Here is a 17,188-nt window from a genome sequence, read left to right as displayed (position 1 = left end):
AGAGCTCGGGGCTCCGGGTCACAAGGGGAGGACCGGTCCCGGTGCCGTGAGGCACCGGGACCGCCCCCACCGCGAGCGCTACCCCGCCCGGAAGATCCCGACGGTCACCGCTTGGCCACGAACACGTGCGAGGCGACTTCCGCCTCCAGCTCGGCGGCCTCGCCGCCACTGCCCACCAGCACCCCGCCCGGCGACTCCGTCACGCTGACGACCGAGCCGGGCTGCACGCCCGCCCGCCGCAACGTGTACATGAGCTGGGCGTCCGTCTGGATCGGCTCGCCGATCCGCCGGACGACCACGGTCTTGCCGTCGGCGCCCGGGTCCAGCTCCGCCAGGCTCACCATGCTGTCGTCGAGGAACGGATCCGCCTCGGCCTTCTCGCCCAGCTCCTCCAGACCCGGGATCGGGTTCCCGTACGGCGACTCGGTCGGGTGGCGCAGCAGCTCCAGCACCCGCCGCTCCACCGCTTCGCTCATCACGTGCTCCCAGCGACAGGCCTCCGCGTGCACCTGCTCCCATTCGAGTCCGATCACGTCGACGAGGAGGCACTCGGCCAGCCGGTGCTTGCGCATCACGCGCGTGGCCAGCCGGCGCCCCTCCTCCGTCAGCTCCAGGTGCCGGTCGCTGGCGACGGCCACCAGGCCGTCGCGCTCCATGCGTGCCACCGTCTGGCTGACCGTCGGGCCGCTCTGATCGAGCCGCTCCGCAATCCGGGCGCGCATGGGGACCACGCCTTCCTCTTCCAGCTCGAGGATGGTGCGGAGATACATCTCCGTGGTATCGATCAGTCCGGACATTCGTGCCCCTCGGGATATCGTGCGCTGGCCCTGCACCCAATTCTGACGCATCAGGCCGACAACCGTCCCGTGCCGGAGGGCAAGGGCCGTCCCGGACCCCCTCGGAGCCCCCGCCCCCGGATTGACGCCGGTATTGACACGCCCTTGGTCCAGACCGCACGGTGAGCGGCGGACACGGACGCACCCCACCCCCGGAAGGGCCCCTCAGCGCATGAGCGAGAGCAAGCTGGCCGGTCAGTTCATCGATGCCGCCATCGGCCTCCTGGAACGGGTGCGTGAAGAGGAGTCCTCGAACATCGCCGGGGCCGGCGCCGTGATCGCCGACGCCGTCGCCGCCGGAAACCGGCTCTTCGCCTTCGGCGCCGGACACTCCTCCCTCCCCGCGATGGACGTGGTCTACCGGGCCGGCGGCCTCGCGCTGATGAACTTCCTCGCCGTCCCCGGCACCGCCGGCATCGACGTCATGCCCGCGACGCTCGGCAGTGCGCTGGAGCGGGTGGACGGGCTGGCGGCAGCGGTCCTGGACAGCAGCCCGGCCGCCGACGGCGACGTCCTCGTGATCATCTCCCTCTCCGGGCGCAACGCACTGCCCGTCGAGATGGCGATGAACGCGCGGGCCATCGGCCTCAAGGTGATCGGCGTGACCTCGGTGGCCTACGCGACCGAGACCCGTTCGCGGCACGCCTCGGGCACCTTCCTGCGGGACCACTGCGACATCGTCCTCGACAGCAAGATCGCCGTGGGCGACGCCGAGCTGAGCCTGGAGGGCATCGACGCCCCCTTCGCCCCGGCGTCCACGGTCGTCACCAGCGCGATCATGCAGGCCGTGATGGCCGCGGCGGCCGGCGACCTCGCCGCCCGCGGCATCGAACCCCCGCTGCTGCGGTCGGGCAACGTCGACGGTGGCCATGAGTGGAACGGCCGCGTCATGCAGGAGTACGGGGACCGCATCTTCTTCCGCCACTGAGCCCGCCCCTTCCGGCTACGCTCCCCTGACCGCGCGCCCGCCGAGGGCTCGCACGGGTGGGGGAACGGGAAGCATGGAACAGGGGTCCGTGGTCACCGCACCGGGGGAACAGAGGGAACGGGTGTGCCCGCACTGCGCGGCGCCGCTCACCGCCACCGACGACCGGTTCGTCGTCTGGTGCGCGGCCTGCGACTGGAACGTGGACCCCGGCGCGCCGGACCCCGGGCCGGGCCGGCTCGCCGCGTCCCGCCGCCGGCTGGCGCTGCGGCACGGCACACAACTCGCCGCCGCTATGGCGGGAGGGCACGGGCCCCGGCCGGCCGCTCCGGGACGCGGCCTCGCTGACCGCCCTCGCGCTGGCCGTGCTGGTGCACGGCTTCACCGCGGCGCTGCTGGTGGCCGGGCTGCTGCTGATCGTGCTGGGCTGGGAGACCGGGATCGAGCCGGTCGAAGGCCTCGTCCTGCTCGCGGTGGCCGTCGCCCTGCGGCCCCGGCCGGGACGGCTGCCGGACGGCGGGCCGGTGCTGCGCCGCCCGGACGCGCCCGAGCTGTTCGCGCTGATCGACGAGGTGGCCGCCGTCACCGGCACCACCGGTGTGCACGCCGTCGCGGTGAGCGGCGACGTCAACGCCGCCGTGACGACGTACGGGATCCGCCGCCGCCGGCTGCTGATCCTGGGCCTCGGCCTGTGGGAGGTCCTCGAACCGCAGGAGCGGGTCGCGCTGCTCGGGCACGAGCTGGGGCACTTCGCCAACGGGGACCTGCGGCACGGGGCGCTCACCCACGGGGCGCTGCGCTCCCTCGCCCTCTGGGTGACCGCGCTGGCGCCGAGCCGGGCGACCACCGTGTGGGACACGCTGTTCAACATCGTGGGCCACCTCCCGCGCTGCGCGGCGTACGGCCTCCTGCTCCTGCTCGACCGCCTCACCCTGCGCGCCTCCCAGCGGGCCGAGTACCAGGCGGACCTGGGCGCCGCGCGGGCCGGTTCGACCGCGGGCGCGGTGGGCCTGATGGACCGGCTGCTGGTGAGCGGGTCGGTCGAGGTGGAGCTGCGCCGGGAGTCCGTGGCGGCCCAGATGACCGGCGGGCGGGCCGGGCATGCCGCCCGGGAAGCCGCCGAGCAGGGGCTGTGGGAGCGGATCGCGGCGCACCTGGCGTCCGTACCGGAGCACGAGTACGAGCGGCTGCGCCGGGTCGCCGCCCTGCGCGGGCACAGCGTGGACGACACGCACCCGCCCACGCACCTGCGCCGCCAGTGCCTCGAACGGCGTGCGCCGGAGCGGGCCCGGGTCGGCTACGACGGGCGGCGGGCCGCCGCGGTGGCGCGCGAGGTCATCCGCCACCACGCGGGCTGACCGGGCGGGCGGTCCGTCCTCCGCTCACACCGCGGAGGTCGACAGGGCCAGGTCCATCGCCACCCGGGAGGCGACCTCCTCCGCGTAGGCGGCGTCCACCCGGTCGAACGGCGGACGGGACGGGCCGCGCAGGAACGTCAGGACGCCCAGGCTCCGGCCCCGGCTGCGCAGCACCACGCACAGCCCGTGCGCCGCGCCCCGCGGCCAGTGGCGGGCGCCGGCCCAGCCCTCCCCCGCCGCGCCGTCCGGCGCGCTGGCCCGGACCGACCCGATCCGGTCCAGCGCCTGGAGCGCCGGGTGCCCGGGCTCGTAGCGCACCGGGATCGCCCCCGGCCCCGGCAGCAGCGGGCCCGCCGCGGGCACCGCCCCCGTCGGTGACACGGGCGAGCGGACCAGCCGCGCCCCGTCCGCGGCCAGTACGTCGATCAGCGCGTGGTCCGCGAACCCGGCCAGCGCGAACTCCAGCCGGACCGCGGCCGCCTCCGCCGGCTCCTCGCACTCCCCCGCCGCCCGGCCCGCCCGGTGCAGCTGCTGGGAACGGAACCGCAGCTGCGCGGTGTCCAGTTCGGCCTGCCGGGCCTCCGTGACGTCCTGGAACAGCCAGCCGACACCCAGCGGCACCGGCTCCTCCGCCAGCGGCGAGGCCAGCCGCAGGAAGCCACTGCGCCAGCAGCGCCGCCGCAGGCCCGCGGACGTCCGTACCGACACCCACAGCTCCACCGGCCCGGGCGGCGGCCCCTCGGCCAGGACGTGCTGGAGCGCGCCCTCCAGCTCCTCCACGCCCTGCGCGAGCAGCTCCCCGAGCGGCCGCCCCAGCAGCGCGGTCCGCCCCGAACCGAAGGCGGTGGCCGCCCGCGCGTTGACCACGGCGGGCCGCAGGTCCACGTCGACGAGCACGACCCCCCAGGAAGCGTCGTCCAGCAGCGCCTCGCTGAGCGCGATGGAGCGCTCCAGGTCGATCTGCGCGTGCACCTCGCTGAACGCGCAGTACACCCCGGCCGGCTTCCCGTCCGCGCCCGGCACCCCGGCCGACTGGGTCCGTACGAGCACCCGGCCGCCGTCCTTGGTGAGCAGCGCGAACTCGTGCACCTGCCGACCGGGCACGTCCTGCGCGGCCATCAGCCTGGCCTCGACGTCCTGCGCGTCGGCGGCCCGCGCCGCCCACCCGGCGAACCCCCGCCGCCCCACGGCCTCGGCGGCCGACCACCCGAGGATCCGCTCGGCCTCACGGTTCCAGTGCGTGATCACCCCGTCGGCGTCGAACGCGCAGAGCGCCGCGTCCATCCCGTCCAGCAGCGCGGCGAGCAGATCATCGGTGGTCTCACTACGTCCGAAAGCACTCACCTGGGACCCCCTGCAGGTGTTCGCGTGTGCGGCACGTCAGATCATTGAACTGGAACGTGACGCAGCCCACACCTGATTCACCGGATTCCCCCGAATTAAATCGCTTGAGGGGGGCGCGGCGCCGTCCTAGGCTTGCCGTACACGAGAAGGGAGGTGGTTCCGGAAATGTCTGGCAACCGGACGCGTGAGGTGACTGCGGGCTGACGCCCGTTGTCGTACGCACCCAAGCAGTGCAGTGCCGACAAGGTTCGTCGGCGCCAATCCACAGCAGTCACCCGACCCGCGGGCTCGCCGGTACGTCCGGCCGGCTTCTCTCACTGCAGGAGAGAAACCCGAGCCCGCGGGTCGTCTGTTTTTCCCGGCCGCCGGGCTGGAGCTACGGGCAGAGGCGCTCCACGCGCCACTTCTCGCCGTCGAGGACGTATTTCAGCCGGTCGTGCAGGCGGTTCGCGTGGCCCTGCCAGAACTCGACCTCCCGCGGGACCACGCGGATCCCGCCCCATTCCGGCGGCACCGGTACCTGCTCCCCCTCCGGGTAGCGCCGCGCGAGTTCCTCGTAGCGGCGGTCGAGTTCGGCGCGCGAGGAGATGACCCGGGACTGCTCGCTCGCCCAGGCTCCCAGCTGCGAGCCGTGCGGCCGCGAGCGGAAGTAGGCGGCGGTCTCGTCCCGGCCGATCCGCACCGTGCTGCCGGTGACCAGGACCTGGCGGGCGATCGGGTGCCACGGGAAGAGCAGGGCGGCGGAGGGGTTCGCGGCCAGTTCCGTGCCCTTGCGCGAGCCGTAGTTGGTGAAGAAGACGAAGCCGCGGTTGTCGAACTGCTTGAGCAGCACCGTGCGCGAGCTGGGCCGCCCGTCCGGAGTGGCGGTCGAGAGGACCATCGCGTTCGGCTCGAAGAGGCGCGCGTCGGCGGCCTGGCGGAACCACTGCCCGAACTGCTCCATGGGGTCCGCGGCGAGGGCGTCCTCGGCGAGGATCTCCGAGCGGTAGTGCATCCTCATGAGGGCGGGGTCGAGATCCTTTTCTGTCACCCCGCCATCCTGCCGCAGGAGGACTTCCGGGGGTGTGCCGTATGTCACGCTTCCGCAGGACATCCCGAGCGGACAAAATCTTGGGGCCGGTCCGCTGGTTCCCGGGAGGGTGACCAACGGCCCCGCCGGGCATCAACGGGGATGACCGCGCCGGACCGCGAATCACGCCGGGAGCCGCGCGTGTTCGCATCTATCTGAGGAGCCGCCTGATGTCCGACTTCGTACCCGGGCTCGAAGGGGTCGTCGCGTTCGAGACCGAGATCGCCGAACCCGACAAGGAGGGCGGATCCCTCCGCTACCGGGGGGTCGACATCGAAGACCTGGTCGGTCACGTGTCCTTCGGGAACGTCTGGGGCCTGCTGGTCGACGGTGCGTTCAACCCGGGCCTGCCCGCCGCCGAGCCCTTCCCGATCCCGGTGCACTCCGGGGACATCCGGGTCGACGTCCAGTCCGCGCTGGCCATGCTGGCGCCGGTGTGGGGCCTGCGGCCGCTGCTGGACATCGACGAGGCCACCGCCCGTGACGACCTCGCGCGCGCGGCCGTGATGGCCCTGTCGTACGTCGCCCAGTCCGCCCGCGGCCAGGGCCTGCCCATGGTGCCGCAGAGCGAGATCGACAAGGCCGACTCCGTCGTCGAGCGCTTCATGATCCGCTGGCGCGGCGAGCCCGATCCGAAGCACGTCAAGGCCGTCGACGCCTACTGGACCTCGGCCGCCGAGCACGGCATGAACGCCTCCACCTTCACCGCCCGGGTCATCGCGTCCACCGGCGCCGATGTGGCCGCCGCCCTGTCCGGCGCCGTCGGCGCCATGTCGGGGCCGCTGCACGGCGGGGCGCCGTCCCGGGTGCTGGGCATGATCGAGGAGATCGAGCGCACCGGTGACGCGGTGGCGTACGTGAAGAAGGCCCTGGACAAGGGCGAGCGGCTGATGGGCTTCGGCCACCGCGTCTACCGCGCCGAGGACCCGCGCGCCCGCGTGCTGCGCCGCACCGCCAAGGAGCTGGACGCGCCGCGCTACGAGGTGGCGGCGGCGCTGGAGAAGGCCGCGCTGGAGGAGCTGCACGCGCGGCGTCCCGACCGGGTGCTCGCGACGAACGTGGAGTTCTGGGCCGCGATCATGCTGGACTTCGCGGAGGTCCCGGCGCACATGTTCACCTCGATGTTCACCTGCGCCCGTACCGCCGGGTGGTCCGCGCACATCCTGGAGCAGAAGCGCACGGGCCGCCTGGTCCGGCCGTCGGCGCGCTACGTCGGCCCGGGCTCCCGCGCCCCGCAGGCCGTCGAGGGCTACGGCGACATCGCGCAGTAACCCGCCCGTCCTCGGGCCCGCCCCCGGTCAGTCCGGGGCCGGGCCCAGGGCGGTGTCCAGGATGGCCGCCCACTGGGTGACCACCCGTTCCCGGCGGGCGGTGTCGTCGGTGAGGACGTTCGCCAGGCCCAGCCCGCGCGCCATGTCCAGGAAGCCCTGGACGCTCTCCCGCACGCCGGGTACGGACTCGTCGGCGCCCAGGAGCTCCACGGCGATGCGGTGGGTCTCGCGCCCGACCTTGGCCTCCAGTTCGACGACCGGGGGCCGCAGCTGCTCCTCGTTGGAGGCGGCCACCCACAGCTGGAGGGCCGCCCGGAAGAGCGCGCCCGTGTACAGGTCGACCACGGCGTGGACGACCTCGGCGCGCGGCGCGGGGGCCGTGTGGAACAGCTCGCGCAGGGCGGTGGAGCGTTCCTCGGCGACGTACTGGACGGCGGCCGTGAACAGGGACTCGCGGGTGGGGAAGTGGTGCTGGGCCGCGCCCCGGGAGACGCCGGCGCGCTCGGCGACCACGGCGACGGTGGAGCCCGCCCAGCCGTGTTCGGCGAGGCAGGAGACGGCCGCCTCCAGGAGGTGGCGGCGGGTGACCCGGCTGCGGGCCTGCTTGGGTCCGGCGTGGGTCGGGCGGGCGCCCGGCCGGCCGGGGTCGGTCATGACGCCCATGACGGGTTCCGGCGCTCGAAGAGGGCGGTGATGCCCTCGCGGGCCTCGGTGGAGCCGAAGAGGGACGCGGACAGCTCCGTCAGCCGTGTTCCGTCCCGCTCCAGGGCCGCTCGTACGGGCGCGGTGACCAGCGCCTTCGAGGCGGCGAGGCCCTGCGGGGAGGCCTTGCGCAGCCCGGCGAGGACCGGTTCGAGGGCGTGGTCGACCTCGTCTGCGTGCAGGGTGAGCAGGCCGATCCGGGCGGCCTCGGCCGGCCCGAAGCGCTCGGCGGTGAGGAAGTAGCGGGCCGCGGCCCGGGGGTCGAGCCGGGGCAGCAGCGGGATGGAGATGACCGCCGGGGCGAGGCCCAGGTGGCTCTCGGTGAAGGCGTACGAGGACTGCGGGCCGCCGGCGGCGATGTCGCAGGCCCCGAGCAGCCCGAGGCCGCCGGCCCGGACGTGGCCGGTCACCCGGGCCACGACCGGCTTGGGCAGCTCGGCCAGTTCGCGCAGGAGGGCCAGGAAGTCCTCGGGTGCGAAGGGGTTCTTCAGGTCCGCCCCGGCGCAGAAGGTGCCACCGGTGTGGGTGAGGACGATGGCCCGGACCGCCGGGTCCGCTCCCGCCGCGGCGAGGGCGGCGCGCAGCTCGCCGACGAGTTCCGCGGAGAGCGCGTTGCGGTTGCCGGGTGAGTCGAGCGTGAGGGTGGTGATGCCGCGGCTGTGCGCGGATCCGATGATCGGGGTCATGTCCGTTCCTCCGGCCCTTTCCGTTGCGGTGCGGCGTGCTAGTACGACTTGGGCAGGCCCAGGGTCTGGTGCGAGACGAAGTTGAGGATCATCTCGCGGCTGACGGGTGCGATACGGGCCACCCGGGACGCGGTGATGAGGGAGGCGAGTCCGTATGCGCGGGTGAGGCCGTTGCCGCCCAGCGTGTGGACGGACTGGTCCACCGCCCGTACGCAGGCCTCGGCGGCAGCGTACTTGGCCATGTTGGCGGCTTCTCCGGCGCCCGCGTCGTCTCCGGCGTCGTAGAGGTGGGCGGCCTTGCGCATCATCAGGCGGGCCAGTTCGAGTTCGATGTGCACGGCTGCCAGGGGGTGGGCGATGGCCTGGTGGGCGCCGATGGGCTCCTTCCACACCTGCCGGGTGCGGGCGTAGTCCACCGCTGTGGCCAGGGCGTAGCGGCCCATGCCGATGGCGAATGCGGCGGTCATGACGCGTTCGGGGTTGAGTCCGGCGAAGAGCTGGAGCAGGCCGGCGTCCTCGTCGCCGACCAGTGCTTCGGCGGGCAGCCGGACCTCGTCGAGGACGAGTTCGAACTGCTTCTCGGCAGCGTGGAGCTCCATGTCTATGACCGAACGGGTGAAGCCGGGAGCGTCCCGGTCCACGATGAAGAGGCAGGGCTTGAGGCGTCCGGTGCGGGCGTCTTCGGTGCGGCCGACGATGAGGGTGGCGTCGGCGATGTCCACGCCGGAGATGAAGACCTTGCGGCCGGTGAGCACCCAGTCGTCGCCGTCGCGGCGGGCGGTGGTGGTGATGCGGTGGGAGTTGGAGCCGGCGTCGGGTTCGGTGATGCCGAAGGCCATGGTGCGGCTGCCGTCGGCGAGGCCGGGGAGCCAGGCTCGCTTCTGGGCTTCGGTGCCGAAGCGGGCGATGACCGTGCCGCAGATGGCGGGCGAGACCACCATCATCAGCAGCGGGCAGCCCGCGGCGCCGAGTTCTTCGAGGACGATGGAGAGTTCGGCGATGCCGCCGCCTCCGCCGCCGTACTCCTCGGGGAGGTTGACGCCGAGGTAGCCGAGCTTGGCGGCGTCGGCCCACAGCTCGTCGGGGTGGCGGCCCTCGCGGGCCACCCGGGCGAGGTAGTCGCGGCCGTAGCGCTGCCCGAGGGCGGCGACGGCGGCGCGCAGGTCGCGGTGTTCCTGGGATTCCACAACGGAATTGCTCATGCGGGCGGTTCCTCCTGGACGACGGCGAGCAGGGCGCCGAATTCGACCTGGCGGCCGAGGGCGGCGTGGAGCGCGGTGAGCGTGCCGGAGGCGGGCGAGACGATGCGGTGCTCCATCTTCATGGCCTCCAGCCAGAGCAGGGGCTGCCCGGCGGTGACGGCGGAGCCGGTGGCGAGGCCCTCGGCGATCCGCACGACGGTGCCGGGCATGGGGGCGAGCAGCGATCCGGGTCGGGTGCGGTCCTGGGGTTCGGCGAAGCGGGGGCGGCGGGTGAGGGTGTGCGCGCCGAGTGGTGAATCGACGTACACCTCGGGCTTGTTCGGTGCCTGTTTCACGTGAAACATCCGGTGGACCCCGTCGACGTCGAGGGTGACGGCTTCCGGTGCGGTGCTCACGACGCGCACGCCGGGGTGGTCCACGAGCTGCGGGGGGCCGCTGCGGGCGGGCCGGTAGCGGACCTCGTACTCCGTGCCGTCGGCGGTGTAGCGGCGCAGCTGCGGCTGGGAGGGGACGTTGCGCCAGGCACCGATGCGGGTGGCGAGGGTGGCGCCGGGGGCGGGGGCGGCTTCGGCGAGGGCGGCGGCGACGGCGGCGAGTCCGGCGTCGGGGGCCGCGTCGGTGAGGTCGGCCAGGTGGCGTGCGTAGAACCCGGTGTCGAGGCGGGCCGCGGTGAACTCGGGGTGGCGCAGGGAGCGTACGAGCAGGTCCCGGTTGGTGGTGAGCCCGTGGATACGGGCCCGGGCCAGGGCGCGGGCCAGCGCGCGGACGGCTTCGGCCCGGGTGGGGGCGTGGGCGATGACCTTGGCGAGCATCGGGTCGTAGTGCACCCCGACCGTGTCGCCGTCGGAGAAGCCGGTGTCGATCCGGATCCCGTCGCCGGGGACGGACAGGGTGTGCAGGACGCCCGCCTGGGGGCGCCAGTCGCGGGCCGGGTCCTCCGCGTAGAGCCGGGCCTCGACGGCGTGCCCGGTGGGCGGCGGCGGGTCCAGGGGCAGGGCGGCGCCTTCGGCGATGCGCAGCTGGAGGGCGACGAGGTCGAGGCCGAAGACGGCTTCGGTAACGGGGTGTTCCACCTGGAGGCGGGTGTTCATCTCCAGGAAGTACGGGCGGCCGTCGGCGGTGACGAGGAACTCGACGGTGCCCGCGCCCTGGTAGGACACCGCGCGCGCGGCGGCGACGGCGGCTTCGTGGAGGGTGGTGCGCAGGCGTTCGGGGAGGGCCGGGGCGGGGGCTTCCTCGATGACCTTCTGGTGGCGGCGCTGGAGGGAGCAGTCGCGGGTGCCGAGGGCCCAGACGGTGCCGTGGGCGTCGGCGAGGATCTGCACTTCGACGTGCCGGCCGCGCTCGACGTAGGGCTCGGCGAAGACCTCGCCGTCGCCGAAGGCGGACCTGGCTTCGGCCGCGGCGGCTTCCAGTTCCTCCTTGAGGGAGTCCAGTTCACGGACGACCCGCATGCCGCGACCGCCGCCGCCCGCGGCGGCCTTGAGCAGCAGCGGCAGGTCGGCGGCCGTGGCGGTGGCCGGGTCGACGGGGTCCAGCAGAGGGACCCCGGCGGCGCGCATCAGCTCCTTGGCGCGGGTCTTGGAGGCCATGGCCTCGATCGCCTCGGGCAGCGGTCCGATCCAGAGCAGCCCGGCGGCACGCACGGCCCGGGCGAAGCCGGCGTTCTCGGAGAGGAACCCGTACCCGGGGTGGACGGCGTCGGCGCCCGCGGCGAGGGCGGCCTGCACGAGGAGGTCGCCGCGCAGGTAGGTCTCGGCGGGGGCGGCGCCGGGGAGCCGCACGGCCGCGTCGGCTTCCCGGACGTGCAGGGCGCCGGCGTCGGGGTCGGCGTACACGGCCACGGTGTCGAGGCCGAGGGCGCGGGCGGTGCGGAAGATCCGTACCGCGATCTCGCCGCGGTTGGCGACGAGGAGAGAACCGATCGCCCGGGGGGCCGCGCTCGGGGCGGAGGGGGTCTCGGGTGAGGTGGAGGTGGTGGAGGTGGTCATGTCGGGGCTCACATCCGGAAGACGCCGAAGCCGCCACGGGCGCCCTCGACGGGGGCGTTGTGGACGGCCGAGAGGCACAGGCCGAGGACGGTGCGGGTGTCGCGCGGGTCGATGACCCCGTCGTCGTACAGCCGCCCGGACAGGAACATCGGCAGGGACTCCGACTCGATCTGCTGCTCCACGAAGGCGCGCATCCCGGCGTCGGCCTCGTCGTCGTACGGCTGTCCCTTCGCGGCGGCCGAGGCGCGGGCGACGATCGAGAGGACGCCCGCGAGCTGCTGGGGACCCATGACCGCGGATTTGGCGCCGGGCCAGGCGAAGAGGAAGCGGGGGTCGTAGGCGCGGCCGCACATGCCGTAGTGCCCGGCGCCGTAGGAGGCGCCGATGAGGACGGACAGGTGCGGGACCTTGGAATTGGACACCGCGTTGATCATCATCGCGCCGTGCTTGATGATCCCGCCCTGCTCGTACTCCTTGCCGACCATGTAGCCGGTGGTGTTGTGCAGGAAGAGGAGCGGGATGTCGCGCTGGTTGGCGAGCTGGATGAACTGGGCGGCCTTCTGCGACTCGGCGCTGAACAGCACGCCCTGGGCGTTGGCGAGGATGCCGACCGGGTAGCCGTGCAGGCTCGCCCAGCCGGTGACCAGGCTGGTGCCGTAGAGCGGCTTGAACTCGTCGAAGTCGGAGGCGTCGACGAGGCGGGCGATCACCTCGCGCGGGTCGAAGGGGGTCTTGAGGTCGGCGGGCACGATCCCGAGCAGCTCCTCCGCGTCGTACAGCGGCTCCGGGGCCGGCTGCGGCTCCGGGTGCGCCGGGCGGTGGTTCAGCCGGGCCAAGATCCGCCGGGCCTGGCGGATCGCGTCCTCCTCGTCGAGGGCGTAGTGGTCGGCAAGGCCGGAGGTGCGGGCGTGCATGTCGGCGCCGCCGAGCGACTCGTCGTCGCTCTCCTCGCCGGTCGCCATCTTGACCAGCGGCGGACCGCCGAGGAACACCTTCGACCGGTCCTTGATCATCACGGTGTGGTCGGACATCCCGGGGACGTAGGCGCCGCCCGCGGTGGAGTTGCCGAAGACGACGGCGATGGTGGGGATGCCCTCGGCGGAGAGCCGGGTGATGTCCCGGAAGATCGCCCCGCCGGGGATGAAGATCTCCTTCTGGGAGGGGAGGTCGGCGCCGCCGGACTCGACCAGGCTGATGCAGGGCAGCCGGTTGGCGCGGGCGATCTCGTTCGCCCGCAGGGCCTTCTTGAGGGTCCACGGGTTGGAGGCACCGCCGCGCACGGTCGGGTCGTTGGCGGTGACGAGGCACTGGACGCCCTCCACCACCCCGATCCCGGTGACCATCGAGGCGCCCACCGGGTAGTCGCTGCCCCAGGCCGCGAGCGGGGACAGCTCCAGGAACGGGGTGTCCGGGTCCAGGAGCAGCTCGATCCGCTCGCGGGCGAGCAGCTTGCCGCGCGCCCGGTGGCGGGCCGTGTACTTCTCGCCGCCGCCCGCGAGCGCCTTGGCGTGCTCGGCGTCGAGGGCTTCGATGCGCTCCAGGGCGGCGGCCCGGTGGGCGAGGTGGTCGGGATCGCGGGTGTCGACGCTGGTGCCGAGCCGGGTCATGGGCGGCTCACCTCCGGAAGGGACGGCGGGGGAAGAGGGGGGAGAAGGCTGACGGGGACGTCGAGGTGGCGGGCGCGCAGCCATTCGCCGAGCGCCTTGGCCTGCGGGTCGAAGCGGTGCCCGGAGGCGACCCCGTCGCCGAGGATGCCGGTGACGACGAAGTTCAGGGCGCGCAGGCCGGGCAGGTCGTGCCGGACGACCCGCAAGGTGCGGGTCTCGGGGAGCAGTTCGCGGAACAGGTCCACGGTGAGGGTGCGGTGCAGCCAGTCCCAGGCGGCCGCGCTCTCCACCCACACCCCGACGTTGGCGTCCCCGCCCTTGTCCCCGCTGCGGGCCCCGGCCACCAGCCCGAGGGGGACGCGGCGGGTGGGCGCCGAGGGGGCGGCCGCGGGGGCCGGCGGGGCGGGGAGGGGCAGGGGGTCGGGGGCCCGTGCGGGGGGCGCGGGCGCCGGGAGGGCCAGGCGGGTGCCGTCGGGGAGGACCGCCACGTGGGGGACGGTGTCCGCAGGGAGGTGGGCGGAGCTGAACACTCCGTACGGCTGGGCCGGTCCCGGCGGGGCGGTCACGTGGAAACCGGGGTAGCTGCCCAGCGCCAGCTCGACGGCCGCGCCGGTCAGGGCGCGCCCGACCCGGTCGGCGGAGGGGTCCCGGACCACCAGGCGGAGCAGGGCGCTCGCCGCCTCCTGGGTGTCCGCGTCCGCGTGATCGGTCCGGGCGAGGGTCCAGCGGACGTCGGCGACGCCCTCCAGCACCCCGGCCAGCTGGGCCCGTACGAGTTCCGCCTTCGCCTCGATGTCCAGGCCGGTCAGGACGAAGACGACCTCGTTGCGCCAGCCGCCGATCCGGGTGATCCCGGCCTTGAGGGTCGGCGGCGGCGCCTCGCCCCGGACCCCCCCGATCCCGACCCGGTCCGGGCCCTCGTCGGTGAGCCGCACGGTGTCGAGGCGGGCCGTCACGTCGGGGCCGGCGTACCGGGCGCCCTGGGTCTCGTAGAGCAGCTGCGCGGTGACGGTTCCGGTGGTCACCGCGCCGCCCGTGCCGGGGTGTTTGGTGATGACGCTGGAGCCGTCCGCGGCGATCTCGGCGAGCGGGAACCCGGGGTGGACCGGGCGCGCGGGGCCGCCGTGGCGGGTGAAGAACGAGTAGTTGCCGCCGGTCGCCTGGGTGCCGCACTCCAGGACGTGCCCGGCCACCACCGCCCCCGCCAGCCGGTCGTGGTCCGCGGGACCCCAGTCGTGCCACCAGGCGGCGGGGCCGCTGACGAGCGCCGCGTCCGTCACCCGGCCGGTGACGACGACGTCCGCGCCCGCCCGCAGGCAGGCCGCGATCCCGGCGCCGCCGAGGTAGGCGTTGGCGGTCAGCACCCCTTCGGCGTACGGCATCACGTCATCGCCCTCGACGTGCGCGACGCGCACCGGTACGCCCGTCTTCGCGGCCAGGGCCCGCACGGCGTCCGCGAGCCCGGCCGGGTTGAGGCCGCCCGCGTTGGCGACGATCCGCACGCCCCGCTCGTGCGCCAGGCCGAGGCCCTCCTCCAGCTGGCGCAGGAAGGTCTTGGCGTAGCCGAGGCCCGGGTCCTTCAGCCGGTCGCGGCCGAGGATCAGCATGGTGAGTTCGGCGAGGTAGTCCCCCGTGAGCACGTCCAGCGCGCCGCCGGTCAGCATCTCGCGCACCGCCGCGAACCGGTCGCCGTAGAACCCGGACGCGTTCCCGATGCGCAGCGCGCGCCGCGCGCCGCTCACGCGGGACCACCGCCCGGCGCACGGCCGGGACCGGCCGGGCCCGCGAAGGCCTGCGCGATGTCCAGCCACTGCCCGGCGTCGGCGCCCCGGGCCACCACGGCGAGGTCGGCGCGGTGGGCCCGCTGGGTCACCAGCAGGCAGAAGTCGAGGGCGGGCCCGCTGACCCGCTGCGCGGCGTCCGGGGGACCGTACGCCCATACGTCGCCCGACCCGTCGGGAGCGGTCAGCTCGACCCGGAACTCCGCGGCCGGTAGGGGCAGTCCGCGCACGGCGAAGGCGTAGTCGCGGGCCCGCACCCCGATCCGGGCGACGTGCCGCAGCCGGTCGGTCGGTGTCCGGCGCACGCCGAGCGCGTCGGCGACGTCCTGGCCGTGCGCCCAGGTCTCCATCAGCCGGGCGCTGGCCATCGAGGCGGCCTTCATCGGCGGCCCGTACCAGGGGAACCGGGCGTCGGGCGCGGCCGCGGCGAGCGCCCGGTCCAGGGCTTCGCGGCCGGCCCGCCAGCCGGTCAGCAGCTCCCCGGGCGGGAGCGCGGCCCCCTCCCGCGCACCGTCGTCGACGAAGCGGTCGGGCGCGGCGAGCGCCGCCGCGACCAGCTCGGCGAAGCCGTCGGCGTCGGTGAGCGCCAGCAGCGACGCCCGGTCGGTCCACGCCAGGTGCGCGATCTGGTGGGCGACGCTCCACCCGGGCGCCGGGGTGGCCCGGGCCCAGTCGGCCTCTTCCAGCCCGGCGACCAGCAGGTCGAGGGCGCGCCCCTCCTCACGGAGATCGGCGTGGACGACTGCCAGGGCGTTGTCGGTGGTGCTGTCGGCGGTGGACGACGACTCGGGCACGGTGCGCTCCCTCGGGACCCCAGGACACGGCTGTGGGGGGAAGCGTGGCAGCGCACAAGAAAACAATCAAGCGTGCTTGCATTATTTTTGCCCGCCAGGATCGATTTCAGGAACGGGCCTGCTGAGCCGGTGCGTTGACGGAAGTCAGACCCTCCAAGCGCCGCAGGCAGCCCCGGCGCTGGACCACGGAGAGCCCGGCGACCGCCGCGCCCAGCGCCAGCCAGCCGGCCGGTCCGGCCGCCATGACCACACCGGTCAGGAGCAGCGGTCCGGCGGACTTCTGCACGGACTGGGCCATCCCCGCGACGCCCAGGTAGGCGGCCCGGGACCCTTCCGGGGCGAGCGAGACCGCCAGCTCCCAGGAGCTGACGGACCGGACCAGCTCGGCCGCGGTGACCAGCAGCGCGGCGCCGAGCAGCGCGACCGACGCCCTCCAGGCCCCGCCGCCGGTGGCCACGGCCACCGCGACGCAGCCCCCGAGCAGGGTGAGCCCGTAGAGGAGCACCACTGCGGCGGCCCGGCGCGGGCCCCGGAACCGGGCGGATACGCGCAGTTGGAGGACGACGACGAGCACGGTGTTGATCGCCAGGAAGGCCGGAACGATCGCGTGCGGCGCCGATGTGTGGCCGACGAGCCAGAGCGGCAGGCCCACGTTCAGGATCGAGTCGTCGAGGTTCATCGGGATGTCCAGCAGCACGAACCGCAGGTAGCCGCGATCGCGCCAGGGACTGCGCGGGGCGCCGGGCGCCGCGTCGGTCGAACGGGCCGCCACGCGCCCGTGGGCCCGGGGCTCGTGGGTGCGCCACACGAGGGCGGCGGCCAGGACGAACGACAGCGCGTTGCCGAGGATCAGCGCCGCGTACGCCGCCGCGCTCCCGACGGCGAGCCCGATCGCGGCGATTCCGGCCCCCACGGCCACACCGGCGTTGGCCGCACTGCGCGTCAGCGCCTGGTACTCGGAGCGCCGATCGCCCGCGACCCGCGTGGCGAAGAGCATCTCCAGCGTCTTCGCGGCCCGGTCACCCAGGTACGTGACGGCGACCACCGCCAGCAGCACGTCGAAGCGCGTGCACACGAGCATCAGGCACAGGGTCGCCACGCGCAGCAGATGGCACCCGATCAGCAGCGCCCGTACGGGAAACCGCCCGGCCAGCCACCCGGCCAACGGTGACCCGGCGATGCCTGCCACCCCGGCCACCCCGAGCAGCAGCCCCAACCGCCGCACGTCCAGCCCGACGACGAACGTGAAGTAGAGCACCGACGAGGCGGACCACACCCCGGACCCGGTCCGGTCCAGCAACTGCGCACCCAGCATGATGCGCGCGTCCCGCCCCCCGGGCGGGCGACGCAACTGCGCGAGCAGGCCGTTTCGCGCCCCGAGCGTTGCCCCGTCCCCCACTGCCGCCTCCGTATACGCCGCGGGCACCCTCCAGGTCTCTTGACGTCAAGAGACCTGCTTGCGGAGGCAGCTTGCCGGGGATCTGTCTCGACGTCAAGATACTTTGGGGGGTGGGGGGCCCGGCTGCGCCGGGTCGCGGCGTCGCCGCGAGGGGGGGGGGGTTGGAGGGTGGGGGTGGGGGTGGTTGCGGGGGGTGCGCGGGAGTTGAACTGTGTTAGCGTGG

General features: G+C 74.2%; 14 protein-coding genes. 3 read left to right on the top strand and 11 right to left on the bottom strand.

All coding sequences use genetic code 11. From position 1 onward, the window contains the following. Window positions 1–104: 104 nt before the first annotated feature. Window positions 105–797: a metal-dependent transcriptional regulator gene (locus tag ABZY31_RS18160; protein ID WP_356411299.1), complete on the bottom strand. Its 693-nt coding sequence runs from the start codon at window positions 795–797 to the stop codon at window positions 105–107. Between the two features lie 211 nt (window positions 798–1,008). Here ABZY31_RS18160 and ABZY31_RS18155 point away from each other — a divergent pair, with 211 nt between their 5' ends. Together ABZY31_RS18155 and ABZY31_RS18150 are read left to right on the top strand one after the other, a co-directional pair. Continuing rightward, window positions 1,009–1,764 carry an SIS domain-containing protein gene (locus tag ABZY31_RS18155; RefSeq protein ID WP_356411297.1) on the top strand — a complete coding sequence of 252 codons (756 nt, stop codon included), beginning with the start codon at window positions 1,009–1,011 and terminating at the stop codon, window positions 1,762–1,764. Window positions 1,765–2,126: 362 nt separating this feature from the next. Beyond that, entirely contained in the window at window positions 2,127–3,119 is a 993-nt protein-coding gene (locus ABZY31_RS18150; RefSeq protein ID WP_356411295.1) for a M48 family metallopeptidase, read from the top strand. 24 nt (window positions 3,120–3,143) lie between these two features. Here ABZY31_RS18150 and ABZY31_RS18145 read toward each other — a convergent pair whose 3' ends face one another. Together ABZY31_RS18145 and pdxH are read right to left on the bottom strand one after the other, a co-directional pair. Continuing rightward, window positions 3,144–4,463: a PAS domain-containing protein gene (locus ABZY31_RS18145; protein ID WP_356411292.1), complete on the bottom strand. Its 1,320-nt coding sequence runs from the start codon at window positions 4,461–4,463 to the stop codon at window positions 3,144–3,146. 376 nt (window positions 4,464–4,839) lie between these two features. Next, window positions 4,840–5,463, bottom strand: a complete 624-nt coding sequence (gene pdxH / locus ABZY31_RS18140; protein WP_356411491.1) for a pyridoxamine 5'-phosphate oxidase — start codon at window positions 5,461–5,463, stop codon at window positions 4,840–4,842. A gap of 239 nt (window positions 5,464–5,702) precedes the next feature. Here pdxH and ABZY31_RS18135 point away from each other — a divergent pair, with 239 nt between their 5' ends. Continuing rightward, entirely contained in the window at window positions 5,703–6,803 is a 1,101-nt protein-coding gene (locus ABZY31_RS18135) for a citrate synthase 2 (protein WP_356411289.1), read from the top strand. Window positions 6,804–6,830: 27 nt separating this feature from the next. Here the strand turns inward: ABZY31_RS18135 and ABZY31_RS18130 are convergent, their stop codons facing one another. The 8 genes from ABZY31_RS18130 to ABZY31_RS18095 form a co-directional block, all read right to left on the bottom strand. Further along, entirely contained in the window at window positions 6,831–7,457 is a 627-nt protein-coding gene (locus ABZY31_RS18130; protein WP_356411286.1) for a TetR/AcrR family transcriptional regulator, read from the bottom strand. Continuing rightward, the gene (locus tag ABZY31_RS18125; RefSeq protein WP_356411283.1) at window positions 7,454–8,191 is read right to left on the bottom strand and encodes an enoyl-CoA hydratase family protein; all 738 of its coding nucleotides are present in this window, start codon (window positions 8,189–8,191) and stop codon (window positions 7,454–7,456) included. Before ABZY31_RS18125 ends, ABZY31_RS18130 begins: the two co-directional genes overlap by 4 nt. Window positions 8,192–8,229: 38 nt before the next feature. After that, window positions 8,230–9,393, bottom strand: a complete 1,164-nt coding sequence (locus ABZY31_RS18120) for an acyl-CoA dehydrogenase family protein (protein ID WP_356411281.1) — start codon at window positions 9,391–9,393, stop codon at window positions 8,230–8,232. After that, complete coding sequence (locus ABZY31_RS18115; RefSeq protein ID WP_356411279.1) at window positions 9,390–11,384, bottom strand: biotin carboxylase N-terminal domain-containing protein; 1,995 nt, start codon at window positions 11,382–11,384, stop codon at window positions 9,390–9,392. The genes ABZY31_RS18120 and ABZY31_RS18115 overlap by 4 nt, the downstream gene beginning before the upstream one ends. An 8-nt stretch (window positions 11,385–11,392) precedes the next feature. After that, entirely contained in the window at window positions 11,393–12,991 is a 1,599-nt protein-coding gene (locus ABZY31_RS18110) for a carboxyl transferase domain-containing protein (RefSeq protein ID WP_356411277.1), read from the bottom strand. After that, window positions 12,988–14,733 carry an acyclic terpene utilization AtuA family protein gene (locus tag ABZY31_RS18105; protein ID WP_356411274.1) on the bottom strand — a complete coding sequence of 582 codons (1,746 nt, stop codon included), beginning with the start codon at window positions 14,731–14,733 and terminating at the stop codon, window positions 12,988–12,990. Before ABZY31_RS18105 ends, ABZY31_RS18110 begins: the two co-directional genes overlap by 4 nt. Continuing rightward, window positions 14,730–15,521, bottom strand: coding sequence for a TIGR03084 family metal-binding protein (locus ABZY31_RS18100; RefSeq protein WP_356411488.1), 792 nt, complete (start codon window positions 15,519–15,521; stop codon window positions 14,730–14,732). The genes ABZY31_RS18105 and ABZY31_RS18100 overlap by 4 nt, the downstream gene beginning before the upstream one ends. Before the next feature lie 151 nt (window positions 15,522–15,672). After that, complete coding sequence (locus tag ABZY31_RS18095; protein ID WP_356411271.1) at window positions 15,673–16,965, bottom strand: MFS transporter; 1,293 nt, start codon at window positions 16,963–16,965, stop codon at window positions 15,673–15,675. Window positions 16,966–17,188 lie beyond the last annotated feature (223 nt).

Origin of the sequence: Streptomyces sp. NPDC006529, from assembly GCF_040611795.1 — a bacterium.
In the GTDB taxonomy this organism is placed as follows: domain Bacteria; phylum Actinomycetota; class Actinomycetes; order Streptomycetales; family Streptomycetaceae; genus Streptomyces.
This window is presented reverse-complemented; position numbering and strand designations above follow the sequence as displayed.

Bases quoted from the DNA above. Each gene is read 5' to 3' on its own strand.
- ABZY31_RS18110 (WP_356411277.1), bottom strand. From the start codon at position 12,991: ATGACCCGGCTCGGCACCAGCGTCGACACCCGCGATCCCGACCACCTC.
- pdxH (WP_356411491.1), bottom strand. From the start codon at position 5,463: ATGAGGATGCACTACCGCTCGGAGATCCTCGCCGAGGACGCCCTCGCC.
- ABZY31_RS18125 (WP_356411283.1), bottom strand. From the start codon at position 8,191: ATGACCCCGATCATCGGATCCGCGCACAGCCGCGGCATCACCACCCTC.
- ABZY31_RS18120 (WP_356411281.1), bottom strand. From the start codon at position 9,393: ATGAGCAATTCCGTTGTGGAATCCCAGGAACACCGCGACCTGCGCGCC.
- ABZY31_RS18155 (WP_356411297.1), top strand. From the start codon at position 1,009: ATGAGCGAGAGCAAGCTGGCCGGTCAGTTCATCGATGCCGCCATCGGC.
- ABZY31_RS18135 (WP_356411289.1), top strand. From the start codon at position 5,703: ATGTCCGACTTCGTACCCGGGCTCGAAGGGGTCGTCGCGTTCGAGACC.
- ABZY31_RS18160 (WP_356411299.1), bottom strand. From the start codon at position 797: ATGTCCGGACTGATCGATACCACGGAGATGTATCTCCGCACCATCCTC.
- ABZY31_RS18130 (WP_356411286.1), bottom strand. From the start codon at position 7,457: ATGACCGACCCCGGCCGGCCGGGCGCCCGCCCGACCCACGCCGGACCC.
- ABZY31_RS18115 (WP_356411279.1), bottom strand. From the start codon at position 11,384: ATGACCACCTCCACCACCTCCACCTCACCCGAGACCCCCTCCGCCCCG.